28 protein-coding genes and 1 tRNA gene are annotated in these 23689 nt (G+C 64.4%); 14 read left to right on the top strand and 15 right to left on the bottom strand.

Going from position 1 to position 23689, the window contains the following annotated elements; translation table 11 throughout:
* Nucleotides 1-6: 6 nt before the first annotated feature.
* The 4 genes from EN874_RS07880 (at nucleotide 7) to EN874_RS07865 (ending at nucleotide 2406) form a co-directional block, all read left to right on the top strand.
* A complete protein-coding gene (locus EN874_RS07880; protein WP_127425940.1) occupies nucleotides 7-831 on the top strand; it encodes an alpha/beta hydrolase in 825 nt (274 codons plus the stop codon).
* A 91-nt stretch (nucleotides 832-922) separates the two neighbouring features.
* A complete protein-coding gene (locus EN874_RS07875; protein WP_127425941.1) occupies nucleotides 923-1579 on the top strand; it encodes a glutathione S-transferase family protein in 657 nt (218 codons plus the stop codon).
* 6 nt (nucleotides 1580-1585) lie between these two features.
* Nucleotides 1586-1921, top strand: a complete 336-nt coding sequence (locus tag EN874_RS07870) for a metalloregulator ArsR/SmtB family transcription factor (protein WP_127425942.1) — start codon at nucleotides 1586-1588, stop codon at nucleotides 1919-1921.
* 11 nt (nucleotides 1922-1932) lie between these two features.
* The gene (locus EN874_RS07865) at nucleotides 1933-2406 is read left to right on the top strand and encodes an SRPBCC family protein (protein ID WP_127425943.1); all 474 of its coding nucleotides are present in this window, start codon (nucleotides 1933-1935) and stop codon (nucleotides 2404-2406) included.
* Nucleotides 2407-2504: 98 nt separating this feature from the next.
* Here the strand turns inward: EN874_RS07865 and EN874_RS07860 are convergent, their stop codons facing one another.
* The 5 genes from EN874_RS07860 to EN874_RS07840 all read right to left on the bottom strand — a co-directional run bounded on the left by EN874_RS07860 (nucleotide 2505) and on the right by EN874_RS07840 (nucleotide 5555).
* Nucleotides 2505-2801, bottom strand: a complete 297-nt coding sequence (locus EN874_RS07860; protein WP_127425944.1) for a putative quinol monooxygenase — start codon at nucleotides 2799-2801, stop codon at nucleotides 2505-2507.
* A gap of 12 nt (nucleotides 2802-2813) precedes the next feature.
* A complete protein-coding gene (locus EN874_RS07855) occupies nucleotides 2814-3692 on the bottom strand; it encodes a helix-turn-helix transcriptional regulator (RefSeq protein ID WP_245513523.1) in 879 nt (292 codons plus the stop codon).
* A gap of 9 nt (nucleotides 3693-3701) precedes the next feature.
* On the bottom strand, nucleotides 3702-3977 hold the full coding sequence (locus tag EN874_RS07850; protein WP_126087196.1) for a metalloregulator ArsR/SmtB family transcription factor: 276 nt from the start codon (nucleotides 3975-3977) through the stop codon (nucleotides 3702-3704).
* Nucleotides 3978-4009: 32 nt separating this feature from the next.
* Complete coding sequence (locus EN874_RS07845) at nucleotides 4010-5257, bottom strand: MFS transporter (RefSeq protein ID WP_127425946.1); 1248 nt, start codon at nucleotides 5255-5257, stop codon at nucleotides 4010-4012.
* A 103-nt stretch (nucleotides 5258-5360) separates the two neighbouring features.
* Nucleotides 5361-5555 (bottom strand): DUF1192 domain-containing protein, encoded by a 195-nt coding sequence (locus EN874_RS07840; protein WP_126087198.1) that lies wholly within the window; start codon nucleotides 5553-5555, stop codon nucleotides 5361-5363.
* A gap of 108 nt (nucleotides 5556-5663) precedes the next feature.
* Between EN874_RS07840 and EN874_RS07835 the strand changes: the two genes are divergently transcribed.
* The 3 genes from EN874_RS07835 (at nucleotide 5664) to EN874_RS07825 (ending at nucleotide 8060) form a co-directional block, all read left to right on the top strand.
* A complete protein-coding gene (locus EN874_RS07835) occupies nucleotides 5664-6674 on the top strand; it encodes an NAD(P)H-quinone oxidoreductase (protein WP_126087199.1) in 1011 nt (336 codons plus the stop codon).
* A gap of 187 nt (nucleotides 6675-6861) precedes the next feature.
* Entirely contained in the window at nucleotides 6862-7002 is a 141-nt protein-coding gene (locus EN874_RS07830) for a DUF1127 domain-containing protein (RefSeq protein ID WP_126087200.1), read from the top strand.
* Between the two features lie 356 nt (nucleotides 7003-7358).
* On the top strand, nucleotides 7359-8060 hold the full coding sequence (locus tag EN874_RS07825) for a DUF1013 domain-containing protein (protein WP_126087202.1): 702 nt from the start codon (nucleotides 7359-7361) through the stop codon (nucleotides 8058-8060).
* A 173-nt stretch (nucleotides 8061-8233) separates the two neighbouring features.
* On the opposite strand, the gene EN874_RS07820 is transcribed toward EN874_RS07825, so the two are convergent.
* Both EN874_RS07820 and EN874_RS07815 read right to left on the bottom strand, forming a co-directional pair.
* Entirely contained in the window at nucleotides 8234-8953 is a 720-nt protein-coding gene (locus EN874_RS07820) for a YafY family protein (protein WP_126087203.1), read from the bottom strand.
* 221 nt (nucleotides 8954-9174) lie between these two features.
* Nucleotides 9175-9339, bottom strand: a complete 165-nt coding sequence (locus EN874_RS07815; protein WP_126087204.1) for a hypothetical protein — start codon at nucleotides 9337-9339, stop codon at nucleotides 9175-9177.
* A gap of 203 nt (nucleotides 9340-9542) precedes the next feature.
* Between EN874_RS07815 and EN874_RS07810 the strand changes: the two genes are divergently transcribed.
* The gene (locus EN874_RS07810; RefSeq protein ID WP_082953665.1) at nucleotides 9543-9704 is read left to right on the top strand and encodes a hypothetical protein; all 162 of its coding nucleotides are present in this window, start codon (nucleotides 9543-9545) and stop codon (nucleotides 9702-9704) included.
* A gap of 78 nt (nucleotides 9705-9782) precedes the next feature.
* Here the strand turns inward: EN874_RS07810 and EN874_RS07805 are convergent, their stop codons facing one another.
* From EN874_RS07805 to tkt, 6 genes are all read right to left on the bottom strand, one after another.
* Nucleotides 9783-10523, bottom strand: coding sequence for a thioredoxin family protein (locus tag EN874_RS07805; RefSeq protein ID WP_127425947.1), 741 nt, complete (start codon nucleotides 10521-10523; stop codon nucleotides 9783-9785).
* 152 nt (nucleotides 10524-10675) lie between these two features.
* Entirely contained in the window at nucleotides 10676-11701 is a 1026-nt protein-coding gene (locus tag EN874_RS07800) for a class I fructose-bisphosphate aldolase (protein ID WP_126087206.1), read from the bottom strand.
* A gap of 217 nt (nucleotides 11702-11918) precedes the next feature.
* A complete protein-coding gene (locus tag EN874_RS07795; RefSeq protein ID WP_127425948.1) occupies nucleotides 11919-13115 on the bottom strand; it encodes a phosphoglycerate kinase in 1197 nt (398 codons plus the stop codon).
* 104 nt (nucleotides 13116-13219) lie between these two features.
* Nucleotides 13220-15109: a potassium/proton antiporter gene (locus EN874_RS07790; protein ID WP_127425949.1), complete on the bottom strand. Its 1890-nt coding sequence runs from the start codon at nucleotides 15107-15109 to the stop codon at nucleotides 13220-13222.
* 160 nt (nucleotides 15110-15269) lie between these two features.
* On the bottom strand, nucleotides 15270-16280 hold the full coding sequence (gene gap, locus EN874_RS07785; protein ID WP_127425950.1) for a type I glyceraldehyde-3-phosphate dehydrogenase: 1011 nt from the start codon (nucleotides 16278-16280) through the stop codon (nucleotides 15270-15272).
* A gap of 207 nt (nucleotides 16281-16487) precedes the next feature.
* Complete coding sequence (gene tkt / locus EN874_RS07780) at nucleotides 16488-18479, bottom strand: transketolase (RefSeq protein ID WP_127425951.1); 1992 nt, start codon at nucleotides 18477-18479, stop codon at nucleotides 16488-16490.
* A 261-nt stretch (nucleotides 18480-18740) separates the two neighbouring features.
* Between tkt and EN874_RS07775 the strand changes: the two genes are divergently transcribed.
* From EN874_RS07775 to EN874_RS07765, 3 genes are all read left to right on the top strand, one after another.
* Nucleotides 18741-19013: a DUF4164 domain-containing protein gene (locus EN874_RS07775; protein ID WP_126087211.1), complete on the top strand. Its 273-nt coding sequence runs from the start codon at nucleotides 18741-18743 to the stop codon at nucleotides 19011-19013.
* Between the two features lie 4 nt (nucleotides 19014-19017).
* The gene (locus tag EN874_RS07770; RefSeq protein WP_126087212.1) at nucleotides 19018-19383 is read left to right on the top strand and encodes a cell division protein ZapA; all 366 of its coding nucleotides are present in this window, start codon (nucleotides 19018-19020) and stop codon (nucleotides 19381-19383) included.
* A 193-nt stretch (nucleotides 19384-19576) separates the two neighbouring features.
* Nucleotides 19577-20236: a peroxiredoxin gene (locus EN874_RS07765; protein WP_126087213.1), complete on the top strand. Its 660-nt coding sequence runs from the start codon at nucleotides 19577-19579 to the stop codon at nucleotides 20234-20236.
* A gap of 279 nt (nucleotides 20237-20515) precedes the next feature.
* Here the strand turns inward: EN874_RS07765 and rpoH are convergent, their stop codons facing one another.
* Nucleotides 20516-21427, bottom strand: coding sequence for an RNA polymerase sigma factor RpoH (rpoH, locus tag EN874_RS07760; RefSeq protein ID WP_126087214.1), 912 nt, complete (start codon nucleotides 21425-21427; stop codon nucleotides 20516-20518).
* Between the two features lie 210 nt (nucleotides 21428-21637).
* Entirely contained in the window at nucleotides 21638-22693 is a 1056-nt protein-coding gene (locus EN874_RS07755; protein ID WP_127425952.1) for an RluA family pseudouridine synthase, read from the bottom strand.
* Nucleotides 22694-22719: 26 nt separating this feature from the next.
* Between EN874_RS07755 and EN874_RS07750 the strand changes: the two genes are divergently transcribed.
* From EN874_RS07750 to EN874_RS07740, 3 genes are all read left to right on the top strand, one after another.
* Nucleotides 22720-23103: a fimbrial protein gene (locus EN874_RS07750; RefSeq protein WP_127425953.1), complete on the top strand. Its 384-nt coding sequence runs from the start codon at nucleotides 22720-22722 to the stop codon at nucleotides 23101-23103.
* A gap of 11 nt (nucleotides 23104-23114) precedes the next feature.
* Nucleotides 23115-23528 carry a VOC family protein gene (locus EN874_RS07745; RefSeq protein ID WP_127425954.1) on the top strand — a complete coding sequence of 138 codons (414 nt, stop codon included), beginning with the start codon at nucleotides 23115-23117 and terminating at the stop codon, nucleotides 23526-23528.
* Between the two features lie 86 nt (nucleotides 23529-23614).
* Nucleotides 23615-23689 (top strand) — tRNA-Glu (locus EN874_RS07740).

The following is a 23689-nucleotide window of genomic DNA, read 5'->3' as shown; positions in this document are numbered from 1 at the left end:
AGAAGGATGACCGCTTTGCCGCGCCCCGAAATCGTCTCGGAGACCTTCGGCGATCCGTCCGATCCGGCGATCCTTCTGATCATGGGCGCCATGGCCTCCATGCTCTGGTGGCCGGAAGCCTTCTGCCGGCAGCTTGCCGAACGCGGCCGCTTCGTCATCCGCTACGACAGTCGCGATACCGGCCTATCGACCAAGTACAAGCCGGGCGAGCCGCCCTATGCATTCGAGGACATGGTCGACGATGCCGTCCGCGTGCTCGACGACCACGGCCTCGCGAGCGCGCATGTCGTCGGCATGTCCATGGGCGGCATGATCGCGCAGATGGTGGCGCTGAAATATCCGACGCGCGTCAGCGCGCTCACGGTGATCTCAAGCTCGCCGCTCGGCGTCGATACGTCCGGCCTGCCCGGAACGACCAAGGCCTACAAGGAGCATTCCGCGCAAGGCGCCGATGTCGACTGGTCGAACCGGAGACAAGTGCTCGACTTCATGGTCAAGGATGCGCGGGCACTTGCCAGCACCTTGCATCCGTTCGACAGCGAACGGACACGCGCAATGATCGAAGAAGATTACGACCGCTCCGGCGGCCTCGCCAGCGCTTCCAACCATTTCCTGCTCAAGGGCGGCCGTCCGGAGCGGCGGATCAAGGACCTGACGGCGCCACTGCTCGTCATCCACGGCACCGCCGATCCGATCTTCCCGATCGAGCATGGCGAGGCGCTCAGCAAGGCGGTTCCCGGCGCCGGGCTGGTGCGGATCGAAGGCGGCGGCCACGAACTGCACCGCAACGACTGGCCGCAAATCATCGAAGCCATCGCGACGCATCGCTAGCCGGCGACGGCCAGCCTTGACTCCAGCGGTCCAGGAAAATAGTTAAGTGATCACTTCAGTATTGCCTCGACGCCCGACCACAGGAGAAAAAATGTCCCTGACGCTGCATTTCCATCCGCTGGCCTCCTTCTGCTGGAAACCGCTGATCGCGTTCTACGAGAACGACACGCCCTTCACGCCGGTGATCGTCGATCTTGCCGAGGAGCAATCGCGCGCGGCCTTCCTGAAGGTTTCGCCGACGGGCAAGATGCCGGCCCTGCGCGACGACGCGCGGGACCGCACCGTGCTGGAATCGACCATCGTCGTCGAATATCTCGCGGCCCATTACCCTGGGCCGGTCGAGCTCATCCCCGCCGCCATCGATCTCGCCATCGAGGTCCGCCAGGCCGACCGCTTCTACGACTTCTACGTGCAGCAGCCGATGCAGAAGATCGTCGCCGACCGGCTGCGGCCGCAAGGCAAGACCGACCCGTTCGGGGTCGAGGAGGCCCGGGCGCAGCTGCGCAATTCCTACGCCATCATCGAAAAGGAGATGCAGGGAAAGATCTGGGCGGTCGGCGAGACCTTCACCATGGCCGACTGCGCCGCTTCGCCGGCGCTGTTCTATGCCAACAAGGTCGAGCCGCTCGGCGACAGTTTCCCTGCCGTGAAACGCTACCACGACCGTCTGCTCGAACGGCCGGCCTTCGCCCGCGTGATCGAGGAAGCGCAGCCTTATTTCAAGCTCTTCCCCTACAACAACGGCTAGCCCGCGATGCTGCACGATCCCGCCCAGCTCGACCTGATGTTCCAGGCGCTCGCGGATCCGGCACGGCGCCAGATGGTGGACCGGCTGTCGCGCGGGCCGGCCTCGGTCAGCCAGCTGGCCGAACCGCTGGCGATGTCGCTGTCGGCCGTCGTCCAGCACCTCAGCGTTCTCGAGGCGAGCGGCCTTGTGAGCAGCGAGAAGCTCGGCCGGGTGCGCACCTGCCGCATCGAGCCGAAGGCGCTCAGAGCTGCCGAGCATTGGATCAACGAGCGGCGGCTCGCCTGGGAGCGCCGACTTGACCGGCTCGGCGATTTTCTCGCCGAAACCAAGGACCAAAACTGAGGAACGCCGTCATGACCAAACGATCCGTCGTCCATTCCACCTTCGTCATCGAGCGCGTCTACCCGGCGGCGCCCGAAAAGGTCTATTTCGCGCTCAGCGATCCGGCGGCCAAGAAGCGCTGGTTTTTCGATCCGGACAATCCGATGCCGAGCCGGCATGAGATGGACTTTCGCGTCGGCGGCAAGGAGGTGAACGCCGGCTGCCCCAGCGACGGGCAGATGCATTTCTTCAACGCGGTCTATCAGGACATCGTGCCGAACCGGCGTATCGTCTACAGCTATGAGCTTTTGTTCGGCGATACCCGGGTCTCGGTGTCGCTTGCGACGATCGAGCTGATCGCGGAAGGCAAGGGCACGCGGCTTATCATGACGGAGCAAGGAGCCTTCTTCGACGGCATCGATACGCCGTCCACGCGCGAGCATGGGACGGGCGAGCTGCTCGATGCGCTCGGGGCGGCATTGGCAACTGGCGACATGAAGCAGTAGAGCGTTTCATCATTTGACGGAAACGGCGAGCCGCCCTCTACCTGTCAAATGCTTGGCTTTTCGTCGCTGCATGGTGAAGCAGGTCCAGCTAAGGAGTCCTACTCCGCCGCAGCGACCAGATCACAGAAAACGAGCCGTGGCGGCGCACTCAGCAGCGCCTCGAAGCGCTCCAACGCCTGCTTCACCGGCGGAGATGCGAGGTGCGCGTCACACGCCGCCGCGTCTCGATAGAGCTCGTAGACCACAAAGGCACTGGGGTCCTCCTTCCGCCGATGCACGGCATAGCGCACATTGCCTTCTTCGCCGCTTGCGATATCCACTAGCTTGCGCAGAATCTCTTCGACTTCGCCGGCACAGGCAGGGCGGGCACTCAATTCCGCCAGCAAAAGATGCATGATGACAATCTCCTAGAGGTGTGAAGGAGCCATCAGCATCGATCCAACCCGACGGGAAGTATTGTAAAAATGCGTCCTGGCGCGAGCCTCTCTGAGGTAGCGCTGCGGAGACACCGCAACCAGCTCGCGGAAGTGGCGGATAAAGTGAGCCTGATCGTAATAGCCGTATGCCAGCGCCGCGTCTGCGGTCCTTGCGCTTTCATCCAGCATCAGGGCGCGAACCGTCTTCTGGAGGCGTCCCAGACTACGAATCTCGACTGGTGTCTGCCCGGCAATCCTAGCGAAACGGCGTTCCAACTGACGGCGCCCGAGTCCGACGCAGTCCGTCAACCGGTCGATCGCGAGGTTGGCAGGATCGCCATACAGCATGCCCATTGCGTGCTCGAAGACGATGTCCGGCGCCGCGCGGGATAGGCGTTCTGCAAGGAAGCGCTGGATCAGCAGGAGCCGGGCGGACGGCGTCTCCGCGCCGACTACACGCCAGGCCAACTCTTGGCCCGCCGCCCCCCACAGGTCCTGCGCGGAAAGGGCACGATCCATCATGTCTCTGCCCGGCATATCGACAAATCGATGTATCATGCCGGCCCGGAAGCGCACCGCGACGAAACCTACGTCGTCTGATGACAACAGTTCCAGCGGCTGCTGGCGAATGTAGAACAAGTGGGCGACGGAACAGGTTTCCGGTGCGCCACCACCCACCGATCGCCTGAACGGCGTACGGTAGTGGAAATACAGTTCGGCCCCGGTTCCGGGAAGCAGCACAGGCAAGTCGACCCGCTCGCCGCGGACACTTTCCCATCCCCAAATCCTGTCGACATAGGGAGCCAGACCATCGATCGGAAGGAATTGAAAGGCGCGCATCTGCACACTTTCTGAGCGACATGCATTCACGGCCAAAGGCTATTCTCCCGGCGCCGTCTCCCAGAACTGGTCGAGCCAGATGTTGAGCCTGAGGAAGCCGGCGCCGCTGACGGTATAGACGCGCCTTGTGCCTTCAGCCTTGGCATTGACCAGGCCGGCGTCGAGCAGGACCTTGAGATGCTGGGAAACGGCCGGGCGTGAGACGGGCAATCCGGCAGCCAGCTCGTTCACCGTCTTCGGACCGCGCCGGAGTTCTTCCAAGAGATAACGCCGGTTGGGATCAGCTATCGCCACGAAGGCGTCGGAAAAGATCATGCCTTCATTTGTGAGGCAAAGTCTTGCGAATCTCAACTATTGGTTTCAACCTTTCTGCGCGGATCGAGCCGTGTGGCCTCGGGCGTGACCGCGCGGTCGGCGGGCTGCGTCTTGAAGGCCTCGCGGTTTTCGATCGGCACCGGCGCGCGTGCGCGGATGCGCAGCAGCGTGTAGCCGGTGAGACTGAGATGGGCGAGCGCGGTCGCAAGGAAGAGCGCTTCGGGGCGCAGCCAGCCCATAAGGGCCGCCGCAAGCAGCGGCCCGATCATGGTGCCGAAGCCGTAAAGCAGAAGCAGGCCGCCCGAAACCTTGACGAAATCCTCCGCCCGCGCGTGGTCGTTGGCATGCGCGACGGCGATCGAATAGAGCGTATAGGCGAAGGCGCCGTAGGAGGCGGTCAGCACGATGACGAAGACGCCCGAATGCGGCTCGACCAGGAAGATCAGCACCGCGAAAAGCGCCGCGCCAAAGGCGGCGCCGGCCAGCACGAAACGGCGGTCCGTGGTGTCGGAAAGCCGCCCCGCCGGGAGCTGCATGGCTGCGCCGGAGACGACCACAAGGCTCATCATCAGCGCGATCTCGGGGGTGGAGATGCCGATGCGGGCGCCATAGACGGCGCCGAGCGTGCCCCAGGCACCATTGGCGATGCCAATCAGAAGGCAGGCCACCGCCGAAACCGGCGAATTGGCGTATAGGCCTTTGACGTCGAGCTTGACGTCCTGCAGCGGTTTGGGATGCGACTGCGTCGAGACGGCGGTCGGAATGAGCGACAGGCAGAACAGGATGCCGGTGATCATGAACAGCGAGGCCGATTTCACGTCGCCGCCGGCGACGATCATCTGGCCGCCCATGATCGAGGCATAAGTGACCATCATATAGAGGCCGAAGACGGTGCCGCGGTTCTCGTTGGTGGCTTTCTCGTTCAGCCAGCTTTCGATGACCATGAAGGCGCCGGCCATGGTGAAGCCGGTGAAGGCGCGCAGCAGGATCCAGAAATATTCGTCGATGATGAGGCCGGTGAGCAGTGCGATGATCGCGCCGGAGGCGGCGAAGGCGCCGAAGGCCCTGACATGGCCGGCGCGGCGAACGAGGCGAGGCGCGAAGAAGCAGCCGGTGACGAAGCCGCCGGCCCAGGCCGTGCCCATCAGGCCGAGCGAGGCGGTCGAGAACCCTTCGACCTGGCCGCGCAGCGGCAGCAGCAGGCCATGCAGGCCAGATGCCGCCAGCAGGAATGCGGTGCCGCGCAGCAGCGAGAGGATCGGTCGATAGGTAGCGAACATGGGCTGATCCGGCTGGAAATTTCGGAGCACAGGTGGGTTCAGAGGAAAGGTGTCTGGCAGTCGCTTTCAGGCTTTTCCGGGGCGGGCGAACACGCCGCCAGGATTATCCCCGGCGAAACAGCGCCTCGGCGGCGGATTTGGTGGCGCCCTTGGCGGCGCGCTCTGCTTCCAGCCTGGCGATCTCGTCACGCAGCAGGGCAATGCGCTCGGACAACTCGTCGGCGGACAGCAACGACAGATCCTGGCCGATCTCGTGCGGGCGCGGCTTCTTCTTGGGTTCGTCGTCGAAGATCGCCATCGTCGCTCCTCCCTCACTTGGCCATTTGCCTGATTTGGTAATGAGCATACATAGGGCGGGGCTGCTGATGCAAATAGCCGGCCAACGGCATGAGGAGACGGACAATCCATGGCAAGCGGACAGAAGATTCCGGCGAGGATGACGGCCATCGCGATCTCGCAGCCCGGCGGTCCCAGGGTGCTCAAGCCCGAGACGCGCGACGTGCCTTCGCCTGGTCCCGGCGAGATCCTCATCCGCGTGCATGCCGCCGGCGTCAACCGGCCGGACGTGCAGCAGCGCAAGGGTGCCTATCCGCCGCCGCCCGGCGCCTCGGACCTGCCCGGCCTCGAGGTGGCCGGCGAGGTCGCAGCGCTCGGCGACGAGATATCGCGCTGGCGCATCGGCGACCGGGTCTGCGCGCTGACGCCGGGCGGCGGCTATGCCGAATATGTCAAGGTCCATGCCGGCAGCGTGCTGCCGATCCCAGCCGGCTTCACCTATTCGGAGGCAGCCGCCGTGCCAGAGAACTATTTCACCGTCTGGCACAATGTGTTCGAGCGCGGCGGGCTGAAAAAGGGCGAGACGCTGCTCGTCCACGGCGGCTCATCGGGCATCGGCACCACGGCCATACAGCTGGCCTCGGCGTTCGGTTCCTATGTCGTCACTACGGCCGGCAGCAAGGAGAAGTGCGACGCCTGCCTGAGGCTCGGCGCCGACCGGGCGATCAACTACCGCGAGCAGGATTTCGTCGCCGAGGTCAAGGACGCGACCGGCGGCCGGGGCGCCGACGTCATCCTCGACATGGTCGGCGGCGACTATGTGGCGCGCAACTACGATGCCGCGGCGATCGAAGGGCGCATCGTCCAGATCGCCGTGCAGGCCGGCGCCGTCGCCAGCACCGATTTCGCAAAGCTGATGGTCAAGCGCCTTGTCCATACCGGCTCGACGCTCAGGCCCCGCACCGTCGAATTCAAGGCGGCCATCGCGGGTGCGCTCGAGGCCCAGGTCTGGCCGCTGCTCGGAACCCGCAAGGTCGCTCCGGTCATGGACATGATCTTTCCGCTGACGGAAGCCTGGCGGGCGCATGAGCGCATGGAAGAGGGCGAGCATATCGGCAAGATCGTGCTCGACGTCGGTTAGGATGGGCCCCACCTGAATCTGGACCCATCCTGGGCCTGGGCATTCCCCCGCGACAGGCTGAACAAAGGCCTAATGCTGCAATGCACAAAACGCATTGCGGCCATGCAAAAGCGTCCGTTCAATTTGTGGGCAGGCGTGCCTATTTACGCGGCATCGAACAATTAGACCAAACGATTGGAGAACCATCATGAACCCGATCCGTGCTTTCCGTAAATGGCGCATGTACAACGAGACCGTGCGCGAGCTGAACAAGCTCAATGCCCGTCAGCTGAACGACCTCGGCATCAACCGCGCCGACATCGAGCGCATCGCCCGCCAGGCGGTGTAATCACAAGCAGCCCGACCGCAAGGCCGGGCTGCGACATGCAAGCCAGAGCCGTCGAGACGCTTGCTTCGTTTCCGGTTCCAAGCCCGCTGGACCTCGTCCAGCGGGTTTTGTCTTTCTGGGGCTGTCTCAATGCATGTCGCCCAAAAGTGCGCAGCGGTTTTTGGGAAGACGACATGCGTAAACAAATACCTAAAGCGGGTCGCCTGCATCCGCTTCGGCGCGACGCGCTTTAGCCCCTTTCCAAAAACATTGCGAAAATGTGAGGGAGCGTTTATACAGGCCGCGAATTTCCCATTTTGGTGGCTCTAAAACCACCGCCCGCGCGGGAACGCGGGCGAACGAGAAGGATTTTTGACATGGCCAATACGCTGCTGATGCCCAAGGCGACCGCTGTCTGGCTGGTCGACAACACCGCGCTCTCCTTCGAGCAGATCGCGCAGTTCTGCGGGCTGCATCCGCTGGAGGTCAAGGCGATCGCGGACGGCGAGTCGGCGCAGGGCATCAAGGGCATGGACCCGATCATGACCGGCCAGCTCACCCGCGACGAGATCGCCCGCGGCGAGAAGGACCCGAACCACCGGCTGAAACTGTCCGACCCCAAGGTGCGGGTGCCGGAATCGAAGCGCAAGGGCCCGCGCTACACGCCGCTGTCGAAGCGCCAGGACCGGCCGAACGCCATCCTGTGGCTGGTGCGCAACCATCCCGAGCTCAAGGATGCCCAGATCGCCCGCCTGGTCGGCACCACCAAGTCGACGATCGAGCAGATCCGTGAGCGCAAGCATTGGAACTCGGCCAACCTGCAGCCGATGGATCCGGTGACCCTCGGCCTCACCTCGCAGATCGACCTCGACCTCGAAGTCAATCGCGCCTCGCGCGGCCGCGAGCAGGCGCAGCCTGTCGCCGGCGACACGCTGCTGCCGGCGGCGCTCACCGAGCGGCTGGTGCCGGCTCCGGAGAAGCCGAAGGACGAGGATCAGGAACTCGACGCCAACGCCGTCTTCGCCAAGCTTTCGGCGCTGAAGTCGAAGGACAAGGACCAGGACGACGGCGAGGAGTAGGCTTATCGAGGTCTAAAGCGCGTCGCGATCTTTCAGATTCGCTCCGCGCGCTTTAGGTTCTTGATTCTACGCATGTCTTTGTCCCGAAACCGGTTCCCACTTCGGGAGACATGCTCCAACAAAAAAGCCCGCTTCGAGCGGGCCTTTTTGTTGGACAAGTCGCTTGGGAGGGATCATGTCCGCGCTGCGCGGTCGGGCGCCATGCCGTAATCCTCGCTGCGCTCCACGGCGCGGTAGAAATCGGCGAGCTGCTTGCCGCGCTCCGGCTTGTAGACGCGGCCGGCGATCACCACCGAGGCGATGCGGTCGATGCGGAAGGCGCGAAAATCGTCGCGCATCTCGCACCAGGCGACCAGGGTCCAGACCTTGCCCCAGAACCACAGGCCCAAAGGCCGGATGTCGCGTGCCGTGCCGCGGCCGGCCTCATCCGAATAGTCGATGGTCAGCACCTGGCGCTTCTCGATGGCGCGCTCGATCAGATCGATCGCTTCCCGCGCGGCATCGCTCACCACCCACATCGGCGTATGGATCTCGGTGCGCGCGATGCGGTCCTTTTCCGTGTCGGGCAGCACGGCGCCGATCTTGACCAGCGCCTCGTCGGCGGCCCTTGCCATCGCGGCGCCGCCGAAGGCGCGCACCATGCGGGCGCCGGCAACCAGCGCCACGATCTCGTCACGCGTGAACATCAGCGGCGGAAGGTCGAAACCCTCCCTCATCATGTAGCCCACACCCGCCTCGCCGTCGATCGGCACGCCGGTCGACTGCAGGTCGGCGATGTCGCGGTAGATGGTCCGCTCGGAAACCTCGAGCCAGGTGCCGAGCTTCTGCGCGGTGACCAGGCGGCCGCCGCGCAAATGCTGGACGATCTGAAAAAGCCTGTCGGCGCGGCGCATCGTTTGACCCCTTGGTTTCGGTTCTACGCATGCCGCGGTCCCAAACCGGTTCCCGCAGGTTCAAGACTGCATCAATAACGCAAGCCTCCTGACAACATACTGTCAGGAGGTTGCGGCCAATCCGCCACGGGACAACGGCGTCTTTCGTGAAACCCAGCGTTTCAACCGACATTACATCTGGGCGTGGCACGGTCGCTATCCAAGTCGTGCGCGCAAAAATTTCAGTTCCTACGCACGCGGCCGTCATAGAGATCCGGCCAGCCGATGTCCTTGCGGATGTCCGCTGGCAAAGTATTCAGGAAACGCTGGGTGCGAATCTCGTCCCGCACGGTGCGGATCTTGCCGACATAGTTCTGTACGCTACGCAGGATGGTAAAACCGTTCATGACCAGACTCCTCTCTTTTGATGGGAGGAGTATCTCACACCCCTGCTGACAGCAGTCTGTCAGGAGCCTGGCAGGTTGCCGAAGCAGGCCCCGGAAAGATTGGCGCGGCCCCGGGCAACCGGTTGCCTGTCAGGAGCGAATGCGGCTGCCGGAGGCGCCAAGAACCGCTTTGACAGCTGCCGGCGATGCTGGTCAAAGGCGGCATGACGAAACTTCTCGCCCTTGTCATCATCGGCATCATGCTGATCCAGATCATCAAGCCGCTCGGCTGGCCGGGGCTGAAGCGCCGCAGCGATTTCTGGAAGCTGGCGCTGCTTGCCATGGCCGCGATCTCTCTGGCCGCCGTGCTCGGCCACTGGGCCTGAGGCACGTCCATATTCAGGTGAGGACGCCTACGAATGGCGGCCTCCTGCGGCTGATTCGACGGAGGTGAACGAGGCCGGTCACTCGCAGCAGTCCGGCCGATCCTTGCCTTGCGCCTGGTATTCGTCGTGCAGGCGAACCCAGTCCATCAGGCCGTGATAGGGGCCGGTCTCGTTGCGGCCTTTCGGCGTCATGTCGAGATAGTGGTAGGCGCCGATCAGCGCGTCGCCGCCGCGGGCGCGCGACATGAAGGTGAGGAAGATGTCGCCGTTTGCGTCGCGGTAGAAGACGCTGATGCCCGGCAGGTCCCTCGACCGTAGCGGGCGCTTCTCGAAATTGTAGACGGTGTCGCCGGCCGCGATCTGCCTGTCGGTGAAGGAGACCTGCATGTCGAAGTTGAAGTCCGACGCGTAGGACGACACCCAGTCGAATTTCCAGCCCATGCGCTGCTTGTAGGGCAGGAGCTCGGCCAGCGGCGCCCGTGAGACGGCGACCAGCGACACGTCGTGGTGCTTCAGATGCTGGTCGGCGGCGTCGATGTGATCGGCCAGGAACGAGCAGCCTTCGCAGCGATGGTCGGATCCTGGTGTCATCATGAAGTGGTAGACGATCAGCTGGCTCCTGCCGGCGAACAGTTCGGCGAGGCGCTTCGGTCCCTGCCCGCTTTCGAAGACATAGTCCTTGCGCAGCTTCAGCCAGGGCAGTTGCCGCCGCTCGGCGGCGATGCAGTCGCGAAACCGCGTCAGCTCCTTCTCGCGCTCGAGGTGCCTTCTGTGCGCCGCGAACCAGTCCTCTCGCGAAACCACGGCATTGCGATGCATGATCATCTCCTGTCCTCTCCTGCCAAGGACGTTCGACATCGGCGCGATCCGACACGGCCGGTAGCGGCCGCAGCCTCACAAGTGGGAATGCAGTCCGCAAAAAGCAAAACCCGGGCCGATGGCCCGGGCTTTCAGCGGCGGCGAGGCGGATGTCAGGCGGCTTTTTCCAGCGCCGGCTGCCATTTTCCGAGCGCTGCCAGGTGGTTCATATGGGCGCGGTGGATGAAGGCCGCCTGGCCGGCGGCGACGTTCGACGCCTTGCCGCTCCAGGCCTTCTGCGCGGCCGCCTGCAGGGCGCGGCCGTAGGAGAAGGAAAGCTTCCACGGATGCGGGCCGATGACGTTGATGGCATTGAGGTTGGCCGTCGCTTCCTCGTCGTCCTGGCCGCCGGAGAGAAAGGCAATGCCTGGCACCGCCACCGGCACGGTCTCGCGGAACAATTTGATCGTCTTCTCGGCGACTTGCTCGGGATTGTCCTTCTTTCCCGATTTCTTGCCGGAAATGACCATGTTCGGCTTGAGGATGGTGCCTTCGAGCACGACGCGCGCGGCATAAAGCTCGCCATAGAGCTTCAGCAGGGTAGCCTTGCTCACTTCGTAGCAAGTGTCGATCGAGTGGGCGCCGTCCATCAGCACTTCCGGCTCGACGATCGGCACGATGCCGGCCTCCTGACAGAGCGCGGCATAGCGGGCAAGCGCATGCGCGTTGGAGGCGATCGAGGTCGCCGAAGGCACGCCCTTGGCGGTGTCGATGTCGATCACCGCGCGCCATTTGGCGAAACGGGCGCCGAGCTTGTAATAGTCCGCCAGCCGCTCGCGCAGGCCGTCCAGGCCTTCGGTGATGGTGTCGCCGGGAAAGCCGGCGAGGGGTTTGGCGCCGAGATCGACCTTGATGCCCGGAATGGCGCCGGACGCCTTGATGATATCGACCAGCGGCGTGCCGTCGGCGGCCTTCTGGCGAATCGTCTCGTCATAGAGGATGACGCCGGAAATGTACTTGGTCATCGCGTCCTTGGCGCGGAACATCATCTCGCGATAGTCGCGGCGGCTGTCGGCGGTCGATTCGACGCCGATGACGTCGAAACGCTTCTTGATGGTGCCGGAGCTCTCATCGGCGGCCAAAAGGCCCTTGCCATCGGCCACGATCGCGGCGGCAATGTCTTCGAGACGTTCGCTCATGGTGCTGCTCTCCTTGACGGTTGTATTCCGCGCCTGGAGCGGTCAGCCCGTCGACCGCTTCAGGCCTTTGTTTTCCCGCAATTCCGGACGGAAAACCGCTGCGCACTTTTCCTGGAATTGCTCTAAGCAGAACACTACCGCCAAAGGAATGACGCCGGAAAGCTCGAATCGATTGAAAGTCTTTGAGGCTGGACCGGCTCGCCGACTATTGATCGGCTCAGCGCTTCAGCACCTCGACACCGGGCAGCGGCTTTCCCTCCATCCATTCCAGGAAGGCGCCGCCGGCGGTCGAGACATAGGTGAAGTCGTCGGCAACGCCGGCCTGGTTGAGCGCGGCCACCGTGTCGCCGCCGCCGGCAACCGACACCAGCTTGCCCTCCTTGGTCCGGGCCGCGGCGTGTTTCGCCGCAGCCACCGTGGCGCGGTCGAAGGGCTCGATCTCGAAGGCGCCGAGCGGGCCGTTCCACACAAGCGTCGCGGCGCGGTCGATCCAGTCGGTGACGCTCTTCACCGTTTTTGCGCCGACATCGAGGATCATGCCGTCGGCCGGCACGGCCTCGATGGCGACGGTTTCGCTGGCGGCGCCCGCCTTGAATTCCTTCGCCACGACGCCGTCGGCGGGCAGGATGATGGCGCAGCCGGCCTCTGCCGCCTCGATCATGATCTGCTTGGCGGTGGAGGCCAGGTCGTGCTCGCAGAGCGATTTGCCGACATCGGTGCCGCGCGCGGCGAGGAAGGTGTTGGCCATGCCGCCGCCGATGACGAGCGCGTCGACCTTCTTCACCAGGTTCATCAGGAGGTCGATCTTGGTCGACACCTTGGCGCCGCCGACGATGGCCACCACGGGCCGAACCGGATTGCCGAGACCCTTTTCCAGCGCGTCGAGCTCGGCCTGCATGGTGCGGCCAGCAAAGGCCGGCAGGCGGTGCGCCAGGCCTTCGGTCGAGGCATGCGCGCGGTGCGCGGCGGAAAAGGCGTCGTTGACATAGATGTCGCCATTGGCGGCAAGCCTTTCGGTGAAGGCCGGCTCGTTCTTCTCCTCGGCCTTGTGGAAGCGGGTGTTTTCCAAAAGCAGGACGTCGCCGTCCTTCATGGCCGCGACGGCTTCAGCCGCCTTGTCGCCGATGCAGTCGGAAGCAAAGCCCACCGGGCGGCCGAGCACTTCCGCCGTCGCCCGGGCGATCGGTTCCAGCGAGAACTCGGCCGACGGGCCCTCCTTGGGACGGCCGAAATGCGCGAGCAGGATGACCTTGGCGCCTTTGCCGGAGAGCTCGGAAATGGTCGGCGCGACGCGCTCGATGCGTGTCAAGTCGGTGACCTTGCCGTCGGCGACGGGAACGTTGAGGTCGACGCGCACCAGGACGCGCTTGCCGCTGACGGCGCCGATATCGTCGAGTGTCTTGAAGCCGGCCATGATCGTTCCTTTTTAGCGAAAAACGCGGCGACCTTACCCGGCACCGGAGACGATGCAAGGGCTGCGTTACGGCGCGCGCGCAAAAATCATCTCGATGTGTGACGTCAGCTTTCGGTCGCGGCTTTTTGCGCCGCGGGTTCGGGCTTGGCCGCTTCGTTTGCCGCGCTCTCGGCAACCGGCACCTGCGCCGGTTTGCGCCACTTGCGGATGAAGGCGCCGAGGCGGTCGGCGATCTCGCCGGCGCTCAGGAATACAGGCACGCGCGCCACCGGCGCGGTCGGCTCGAAGGACAGGCCAAGGCCGGTGATCCGGCCCTTCTCGTCAACATCGCGCACGATCAGCTCGATCGGGCCGATCATGACGCGGTCGGCATATTCGGCATGGCCGCCGAGCCGCTCGGTGACCAGTGCCGCGACGGTGAGCTTCTGTTCGGCCTCGGTGAGGCCGGGCGCGTATGCGGCTTCCAACTCGGCAGCGGAGCGGGCCGGATCGACGGCGAAGGCGCCGAAGAAATCGGCGTCCTCGGGGTCGACGACGGCGCGGCTGGCGAACAGCTTGTCGAGCAGGCGCGGATAACGGTCCGGCACGAAGATGTAGACCTGGTCGCCCGCGGTCAGCCGGCCCATGTCCTGGAAGCGCATGGAGCGGCCGTCGCGCAGCACCAGCGAGGGCCGCGCCCAGCGCGGGATGCGCTCGCCGCGCGCCACCGGGCTGCCTGGCGCGACGCGATAGGCGAGGAGCTCGTGATGCGCCGAGCCCGGCAGCTCGAGCTCGACCTTGTCGAGCGGGCCGAGTCGCGCCGGCACGATCAGGCCGAGCCGGCGCGCCAGCGGGCCGACGGTCCAGCCCTGCACCACCAGCGACACCAGCACGATGATGAAGGCGACGTTGAAGATCAGCCGGCCGTGCTCGAGGCCGCCGAGCAGGGGCGTGATGGCAAGCAGGATCGACACGGCGCCACGCAGGCCGACCCAGGAAACGAATGCGACCTCGGGGCGCGGCAGGCGGAACGGCATCAGGCAGAGCCAGACGGCCACAGGCCGCGCGACGAAGATCAGGAACAGGCCGAGCAGGATCGCCGGCAGCATGATCGCCGGGAATTGCGAGGGCGTGGCGAACAGGCCGAGGATCAGGAACATGATGATCTGCGCCAGCCACGACATGCCGTCCTGGAAGCGCTTCAGGATGGTGACGGCGCGGATGTCGGAATTGCCGGCGACGAGGCCGGCGAGATAGACCGCCAGGAAGCCCGAGCCGCCGACCGCGCCTGCCGCCGCGAACACCATCAAGGAGAGCGTCAGCACGAAGATCGGCAGCAGGCCGTGGTCGAGGTTCAGCCGCTCGACGAGGCGCACGATCGCCAGGCCGCCGAGCACGCCGATGACGGCGCCGAGCCCCATGTTGATGAGGAAGCCGAGCAGGAGATTGGTGGCCAGCACGTTGGCTTCCGGATTGGCATGCGCGGCAATGATCTCGACCAGGGTGATCGTCAGGAAAATAGCGATCGGATCGTTGGTGCCGGATTCGACCTCCAGCGTCGAGCGCACGCGCTCGCGCAGATGGATCTCGCCGGCGCGCAGCAGGAAGAACACGGCGGCCGCGTCGGTCGAGGCGACCGCCGCGCCGAGCAGCGCGGATTCCAGCCAGCTGAGATTGAGGAGATAGAAGGCGGCGACGCCGAAAATGCCGGTGGTGAGGACGACGCCGATCGTGGCCAGCGACAGCGCCGGCCCGGCCGCCTGGCGCAAGGCGTTGAGCGGCGTGCCGAAGCCGGAATCGAACAGGATGATGGCCAGAGCCAATGAGCCGGCAAAATAAGCCAGCCGCGCATTGTCGAACTCGATGCCGAGGCCGTCGACGCCGGTGGCAAGCCCGATGCAGAGAAAGAGGAGCAGCAGGGGAGCGCCGAAGCGGAAGGCGATCAAGCTCGAAAACGCGGCGGCCACGACAAGCGCGGTTCCGACCAGCGTCACAAGATAGATCGCATGCTCCATCCGGAATCGCCCCTCATCTTCCGCTTCCCTCCCGCTTTACGGCAGAGTGGGGCGAAGACATGACCAGTGCAAGGCGGCGGTGTGTTTTTTGGCTCAAGCCGGCCAACAAAAAACGCCCGGCCGAAGCCGGGCGTCTGGATCAGAGTGACTATTCTCTAGATCAGGCGATGGTCTTGCCGAAGGCGACGGCGGTGTCGGCCATGCGGTTGGAGAAGCCCCATTCGTTGTCGTACCACGAGAGCACCGACACGAAATTGCCGTCCATGACCTTGGTCTGGTCGAGCGCCGCGATCGAGGAATGCGGATCGTGGTTGAAGTCGATCGAGACATTCGGGTGATGGGTGACCGCCAGGATGCCCTTCAGCTTGCCCTTGGAGGCGGCGATCAGCGCTTCGTTGATCTCCTGCGCGGTGGTCGAGCGCTTGGCGATGAACTTGAAGTCGACGACCGAGACGTTGGGGGTCGGGACGCGGATCGAGATGCCGTCGAGCTTGCCCTTGAGGTCCGGCAGCACGAGGCCGATCGCCTTGGCGGCGCCGGTCGAGGTCGGGATCTGCGACAGGGCAGCCGCGCGGGCACGGTAGAGGTCCTTGTGCATGGTGTCCAGCGTCGGCTGGTCGCCGGTGTAGGAGTGGATCGTCGTCATCATGCCCTTCTCGATGCCGACGGTCTCGTGCAGCACGGCGGCAAGCGGCGCCAGGCAGTTGGTGGTGCAGGACGCGTTCGAGATGACGACGTGGTCCTTGGTCAGCTTGTCGTGGTTGATGCCGTAGACAACGGTGAGGTCGGCGCCGTCGGACGGGGCCGAGACGATGACGCGCTTGGCGCCGGCGGCCAGATGCGCGGCTGCCTTGTCGCGGGCGGTGAAGATGCCGGTGCATTCGAGCGCGATGTCGATGCCGAGATCCTTCCAGGGCAACTGGGCCGGATCCTTGATGGCGGTGACCTTGAACTTCTCCGAGCCGACCGAGATCTGGTCGCCGTCGACCGTCACCTCATGCGGGAAGCGGCCGTGCACGCTGTCGTAACGCAGCAGGTGCGCGTTGGTCTCGACCGGGCCGAGATCGTTGACGGCGACGACGTCGATGTCCTTGCGCCCGGATTCGTGGATCGCGCGCAGGATGTTGCGGCCGATGCGGCCAAATCCGTTGATGGCAACTCTGACGGTCATTTTTCTCTCCCTAGGGGCTGGAAGCAGATAGGTCCGCAGCTTCATAGCGGCGGACGGCACAAGAATCCAGCCGCAGAAGCCGGAATTTAAATCGATTAGGTTAGGCCAGTCCGGCAAAGCCTTTGAATAGGCATCGCCGGACCGGAGCCCTTCCTGTTCTACAGGCCGCTCGAAACCGCCGTGCGCTTTCGAGCGACATGCAATGGCTCACTTGCCGTGCAGGCGTTCTTCCACGGCCTTGGCCGCGGCCTCGGCGGTAATGCCGAAATGCGGATAGAGCTGCTCGATCGAGCCGGAGGCGCCGAAGCCGTGCATGCCGACGAAAATGCCGTCGGTGCCGATCAAGTGGTCCCAGCCCTGGCGGATGCCGGCTTCGATGGCGACCTTCACCTTGGCGTTGCCGATGGTCTTCTGGCGATAGTCCTTGCTCTGCAGGTCGAACAGCTCGAAGCACGGCACCGAGACGACGCGGGTCGGGTGACCGTGCTTCTCGAGCAGATCGCGGGCGCCAAGCGCGACCTCGACTTCGGAGCCCGTGGCGAAGATCGTCACCGCCGCCTCGCCGCTTGCCGCAGCGAGCTCATAGGCGCCGGAAGCGCTGCGGTTCTCTTCGCTGAACTCGGCACGCACGGTCGGCAGGTTCTGGCGGGTCAGCGCCAGCGTCGAGGGCGTCTTTTCCGATTTCAGCGCCAGCTGCCAGCATTCCATCGTCTCGACCGCATCGGCCGGGCGGAACACGTTGTGGTTCGGAATGGCGCGAAGCGCGGCCAGATGCTCGACCGGCTGGTGGGTCGGACCGTCTTCGCCGAGGCCGATGGAGTCGTGCGTCATGACGAAGATCGAGCGGATGCCCATCAGCGAGGCAAGGCGCATCGAGGGGCGGGCATAGTCGGAGAAACAGAGGAACGTGCCGCCATAGGCGATCAGCCCACCATGCAGGGTCAGCCCGTTGATCGCCGCCGCCATGCCGTGCTCGCGGATGCCGTAATGAACATAACGCTGGCCGTAGTCGTCCGGCGTGATGTTCTTGGTCTGGCTGGTCTTGGTGTTGTTGGAGCCGGTGAGGTCGGCCGAGCCGCCGATGGTCTCCGGGACCGCGCCGTTGATGACTTCCAGAGCCATTTCCGAAGACTTGCGGGTGGCGACCTTCGGCTTGTCGGCCGAGAGCTTCTTCTTGTACTCGGCAATGACGGCGTCGAAATTGCCGGGCAGCTTGCCGGCGAGGCGGCGCTCGAATTCGCCCTTCAGGCTGGCGTCGGCCTTGGCAAGGCGGCCTTCCCAGTCGGCGCGCGCCCTGGCGCCGCCGATGCCGACGGCGCGCCAGGCGTCGAGGATGTCGGCCGGAATCTCGAAGGGCGGCGATTCCCAGTTGAAGAATTTGCGGGCGCCGGCGATCTCCTCGGCGCCGAGCGGCGAGCCATGCGCCTTGTTGGTGCCGGCCTTGGTCGGGGCGCCGAAGCCGATGGTCGTCTTGCAGGCGATCATCGTCGGCTTGTCGGAATGGCGGGCCGCCTCGATGGCGTAGGCGATCGCTTCGGGATCCGTGCCGTCGATGTGGCTGGCGTTCCAGCCGCTGGCCTGGAAGCGGGCGACCTGGTCGGTGTTGTCGGCAAGCGAGACCGGGCCGTCGATGGAGATGTTGTTGTTGTCCCAGAAGACGATCAGCTTGTTGAGCTTGAGGTGGCCTGCAAGCGCGATGGCTTCCTGGGAAACGCCCTCCATCAGGCAGCCGTCGCCGGCCAGCACATAGGTGTAGTGGTTGACGAGGTCGTTGCCGAAGGCGGCGTTCATGATGCGCTCGCCGAGCGCGAAGCCGACCGAGTTGGCGAGGCCCTGGCCGAGCGGACCGGTCGTGGTCTCGATGCCGGCCGCATGGCCGAATTCGGGATGGCCAGCGGTCCTCGATCCGAGCTGGCGGAAATTCTTGATCTGGTCGATCGTCATGTCCTCGTAGCCGGTGAGGTACAAGAGCGAGTAGAGCAGCATCGAGCCGTGGCCGGCCGACAGGATGAAGCGGTCGCGGTCGGCCCAGCGCGGGGCCCTGGCGTCGAATTTCAGGAAGCGGGTGAACAGCACCGTGGCGATGTCGGCGCAGCCCATGGGCAGGCCAGGGTGGCCGGAGTTCGCCTTCTCGACGGCGTCCATGGAAAGGAAACGGATCGCGTTCGCCATCCGGTCATGTTGTTCACGCGAGGTCATGCTTCCTCCGGAAGTAAGGGTTGGAGCCTTGGGAGAGCCCGTGGAAAGGGTGCGCGACACATAGCAGGCGCGGCCCTTGAGTCAACAAATCGGTGCTTTTTTGCCGGGCTTGTGAAGGCGCCGGCGGCGCAACATTAGCGTTAGCGGGGGACAGTCGCGAGAGCTTTATTGACGCGCGCTTCACCCGGTGCCTAATGTTTCCGCAATAACGCGTTCTGAACGCGAGCGATTCGGTGACGGGCAGGGCATAGGACGAAGGCCATGACCGGGGAAACGACCCTCAAGGAAGTCATCGCCAGGCTCGGCAAGGCCATGGAAGGACTGGAAAGCGCCGTCGCGGCGCGGCTCGAGCACGAGCGCGACTATTCCGAAGCCGAGGCCGAGGTGCAGCGCATGAACGCCGACCGCTCGCGGCTGGCTCAGGAGCTCGACAATTCCGAGGCCCGCGCCGAACGGCTTGAGGATGCCAACAAGGAAGTGTCGCGCCGGCTGGTCACCGCCATGGAAACCATCCGCGCGGTGTTGGACAGGTAGGCCAATGGCACAGGTGACGGTTTCCATCGACGGCAAGCAGTACCGGATGGCTTGCGACGAGGGCCAGGAAGAGCATCTGATCGACCTCGCCGAGCGCTTCGACCGCTATGTCATGCATTTGAAGGATTCTTTCGGCGAGATCGGCGACCAGCGGCTGACCGTGATGGCCGGCATCATGGTGATGGATGAGCTGTCGGAGCTCAACAAGCGCGTCAAGGGCATGGAAAGCGAGGTGCAGACGCTGCGCAAGACCCGCGACGAGGCTCTGACCAAGGCCGACAAAAGCGACAGCGTGCTGACCACCGCGCTTGCGGCGCTCGCGCAGCGCATGGAAGACCTGGCGACAACGCTGGCGATGAAAAAAGCTTAAAGCGCGGCGCAGGGTTAAATATCCGTCGCGGAAGTTCCTGCTGTCTTTTCCAGGAAAAGACGAAATTTTTCCGCTCTCCCGATCACGCTTGCGGACACAAGCCTTTTGAACCGGACCGTGCGGCGGTATAGAAGGCAGAGCCGCCGATGGGTTGGCCCATGCCGGCGAATGTCACAGGGTTGGGAGCAACGTCATGAGCCTTCGTATCAACGATACCGCGCCGGACTTCACGGCCGAGACCACGCAGGGAACGATCAATTTCCATCAATGGATCGGTGACGGCTGGGCAGTGCTTTTCAGCCATCCGAAGAACTTCACGCCGGTCTGCACGACCGAGCTCGGCACGATGGCCGGCCTCGAAGGCGAATTCAAAAAGCGCAACGTCAAGGTCATCGGCATTTCCGTCGATCCGGTGTCGAGCCACGACAAGTGGCAGGCCGACATCAAGACCGCTACCGGCCAGACGGTGAACTACCCGCTGATCGGCGACAAGGACCTCAAGGTCGCCAAGCTCTACGAGATGCTGCCGGCGGGCGCCGGCGAGAGCTCGGAGGGCCGCACCCCGGCCGACAACGCCACCGTGCGTTCGGTCTATGTGATCGGCCCGGACAAGAAGATCAAGCTGGTGCTGACCTATCCGATGACCACGGGCCGCAACTTCGACGAGATCCTGCGCGTCATCGATTCCATCCAGCTGACGGCCAAGCACCAGGTGGCGACGCCGGCGAACTGGAAGCAGGGCGAGGATGTGATCATCACCGCCGCCGTCTCCAACGAGGACGCGATCAAGCGCTTCGGCGCCTACGAGACGGTGCTGCCGTATCTGAGGAAGACCAAGCAGCCGACGGCTTAGGGCGTACTGATATTCAGGTGAGGCCGGCCTGCAAATGCCGGCTTCCTGCGCTTCCGGGGCTCACGTACTTCAAGTACGCTCCACTCCGGCCTTTGCCGGCCGAAGCCCTCATAAGTCTCTTCGCTCTATGAAGGCTACGGCCGGCGTAGGCCGGTTCTCGGAAGCCGTCATTTTCGGCGCGTCCTGACCTGAATCTCGCCACGCCCTGGGCCGTGCCCTGAAGACAACAAAAAAGCGGCGCCGAAACGCCGCTTTTTGTTTCCATATCGAGATCGAGCTTTAAGCAGCCGGCTGCGCTTCAATGGTGCGCAGCGCCTGGTTTTGGCGCTTGGCCGCGGCCTTGACCGCGTCCTGGACCTTCTCGAAGGCGCGCACCTCGATCTGGCGCACGCGCTCGCGGCTGATGTCGAACTCGGCCGACAGCTCTTCCAGCGTCAGCGGCTCTTCGGCCAGGCGGCGCGCTTCGAAGATGCGACGCTCGCGATCGTTGAGCACCGACAGCGCGCCCGACAGCATGGCGCGCCGGCTTTCCAGCTCGTCCTGCTCGATCAGCATCTCTTCCTGGCTCTCGTGGTCGTCGACCAGCCAGTCCTGCCATTCGCCGGACTCGCCCTCGCTCGCCCTGATCGGGGCGTTCAGCGAAGCGTCGCCCGACAGGCGGCGGTTCATCGACACCACCTCGGCCTCGGAAACGTTGAGGCGCGTGGCGATCTCGGCGATCTGGTCGGGCTTCAGGTCGCCGTCGTCGAGCGCCTGGATCCTGCCCTTCACCTTGCGCAGGTTGAAGAACAGGCGCTTCTGGTTGGCGGTGGTGCCCATCTTGACCAGGCTCCACGAGCGCAGGATGTATTCCTGGATCGAGGCCTTAATCCACCACATGGCGTAGGTGGCGAGCCGGAAACCACGCTCCGGTTCGAATTTCTTGACGGCCTGCATGAGGCCGACATTGCCTTCCGAGATCACCTCGCCGATCGGCAGGCCGTAGCCGCGATAGCCCATGGCGATCTTGGCGACGAGCCGCAAATGGCTGGTGACGAGCTTGTGCGCGGCGGAAGTGTCCTGATGCTCGGCGTAACGCTTGGCGAGCATGTATTCTTCCTGCGGCTGAAGCATCGGAAAGCGACGGATTTCTTCCAGGTACCGGGCGAGACCGCCTTCACCGGAAACGATACTGGGTAGTGACTGGGCCATGATAGCGCCCCCTCTCAATTGGAGTGATGCCCCCGTAACGCGGCGGGCATGTGACGCGAATGCCAATCGGCTCATCCGCGGCAACTGCTGTATATAGGAACAAAACCAGAAAGGACAGGCATTTGTTCAACACGAAACAGTGTGTCACGCTGAAGTGAACAACGCCAGTCAGGTTTTTTGATGGCTGGTTTGAAGCGTCTTGATGGCGGTTCAGAACTTGCGAAAGCCGCCGACGAGTTCCTCCATGTCCCTCGGCATCGGCGCCTCGAACCTCATCGTTAGATGGGTGGTCGGGTGCCGGAATGCAAGGAGCCAGGCGTGCAAGGCCTGCCGGGAAAATGCATTGACCTCGCTTTTCAGCGGCTCCGGCAGCCGGTTGGCCTTGGTGCGAAAGGCCTGGCCGTAGTCCGGGTCGCCGATCACGGGATGGCCGATATGCGCCATATGGACTCTGATCTGGTGGGTCCGCCCGGTTTCCAGCCGGCATTCGATCAGGCTTGCGGTGGCGAATTCCTTCTGCTGCGCGCCGAAACGCTCCACCACCGAAAAATGCGTGACCGCGTGGCGGGCATCGTCCCGACCTTCGGGAACCACGGCGCGCCGCACGCGGTCGGCGGCGCGGCCGAGCGCTGCGTCGACGGTGCCGGTCGGCCGCTGCGGGATGCCCCAGACCAGCGCCAGATAGGCTCGCTCCAGATCGCCGGTCAGGCCATGGTCGGCGAAGGCCTCCGACAGCGCCTTGTGGGCGCGGTCGGTCTTGGCCACCACCATGACGCCGCTGGTCTCCTTGTCCAGCCGGTGCACGATGCCTGGCCGTTTTACACCGCCGATGCCGGAGAGACTGTCGCCGCAGTGATGGATCAGCGCGTTGACCAGCGTGCCGGTCCAGTTGCCGGCGCCGGGATGGACGACCAGTCCGGCAGGCTTGTTGATGACGATCAGCTCGTCGTCCTCGTAAAGGATATCGAGGGGAATGTCCTCGCCTAGCGGCTCGGCCGGCTCCGGTTCCGGCATGACGACCGAGACGCGCTCGCCGGCCGCAATCTTGCGCTTGACTTCCTCGACCGGCTTGCCGGCGATGGAGACCGCGCCCTGGCGGATCAAGGCCTGCACGCGGCTGCGCGAGATATCGGGGCCGAGCTTCGCGGCCAGCCATTGGTCGAGGCGCTGGCCGGCGGCATCGGCGCCGGCCTCCAGAACGACCGCTTCGTTATCGGCCAATTCATCCCCTATCAAAATCGGGGGCTCTTCGTTATGAGCGCTCATCGAAACCCGTTGCGGATTGTTTAGCCATGGCCCGGCCTGTCGCCGAAGAAGATGAGGAGAAGCCGCTCGACCCGGCAGCCGAAAAGGTGCGCCGGAAGCTCATCCGCTTCATGATCGTCAATCTCGGCCTTCTGTTCCTCGCCCTTATGGTGGTGATCGGGGCGCTTGTCTACAAAGCCCGCAACGCGCCCGGCGCCGGGTCGGCTCCTGCTGGCGATGTCCCGGCCCCGGCCGGCGCGCCGCTCTCCGGCGACATCGTGCTGCCGGTCGGCGCCAGGGTGGTCAGCCAGGCGCTGTCCGGCAACCGGCTGTCGATCGACGCCGAGCTTGCCGACGGCAGCCGTTCCATCTTCGTCTACGACATTGCCGAGCGCCGCATGATCGGCCAGTTCGCGATCCGCAACAAATGAGCCCGCAACAGATGAGCGGCTTTGCCGAAAACCGCTGCATTGCGACCGTGGCGCTCGTGGTCGGGAACTACGACGAGGCGATCGCCTGGTATGTCGGGCGGCTCGGCTTCGTGCTGACCGACGACGTCGCCCTCGGCGGCGGCAAGCGCTGGGTGACCGTCACGCCGGCGAGCGGGCGGGGCGCGCGGCTGCTCCTGGCGGAAGCCTCCGGCGAGACGCAGGCAAGCCGCATCGGCGACCAGACCGGCGGCCGGGTGTTTCTGTTCCTCGAAACGGACGACTTCGCGCGCGACCATCAGGCGATGCTCGGCCGGGGCGTCGAGTTTCGCGAAACGCCGCGCCTTGAAGCCTATGGAACGGTGGCGGTGTTTGCCGATCTCTACGGCAATCTATGGGATCTGATCGAGCCGAAACGGCGGGGCTGATCACGGTCCTCTGGCAAAGTCTGCGGACAGTCCGAAACCCCAGTTGCTTTTTCGCGGCCTTCATCCTATGTAGCCGGTTCTTGAGCGCGCCCATCGTCTAGCGGTCAGGACACCGCCCTCTCACGGCGGGAACAGGGGTTCGATTCCCCTTGGGCGTACCA

The organism is Mesorhizobium sp. M1D.F.Ca.ET.231.01.1.1 (assembly GCF_003999155.2).
Lineage (GTDB): Bacteria > Pseudomonadota > Alphaproteobacteria > Rhizobiales > Rhizobiaceae > Mesorhizobium.
The sequence above is the reverse complement of the archived record's forward strand: the minus strand, read 5'-3'. Positions and strand labels throughout refer to the sequence as shown.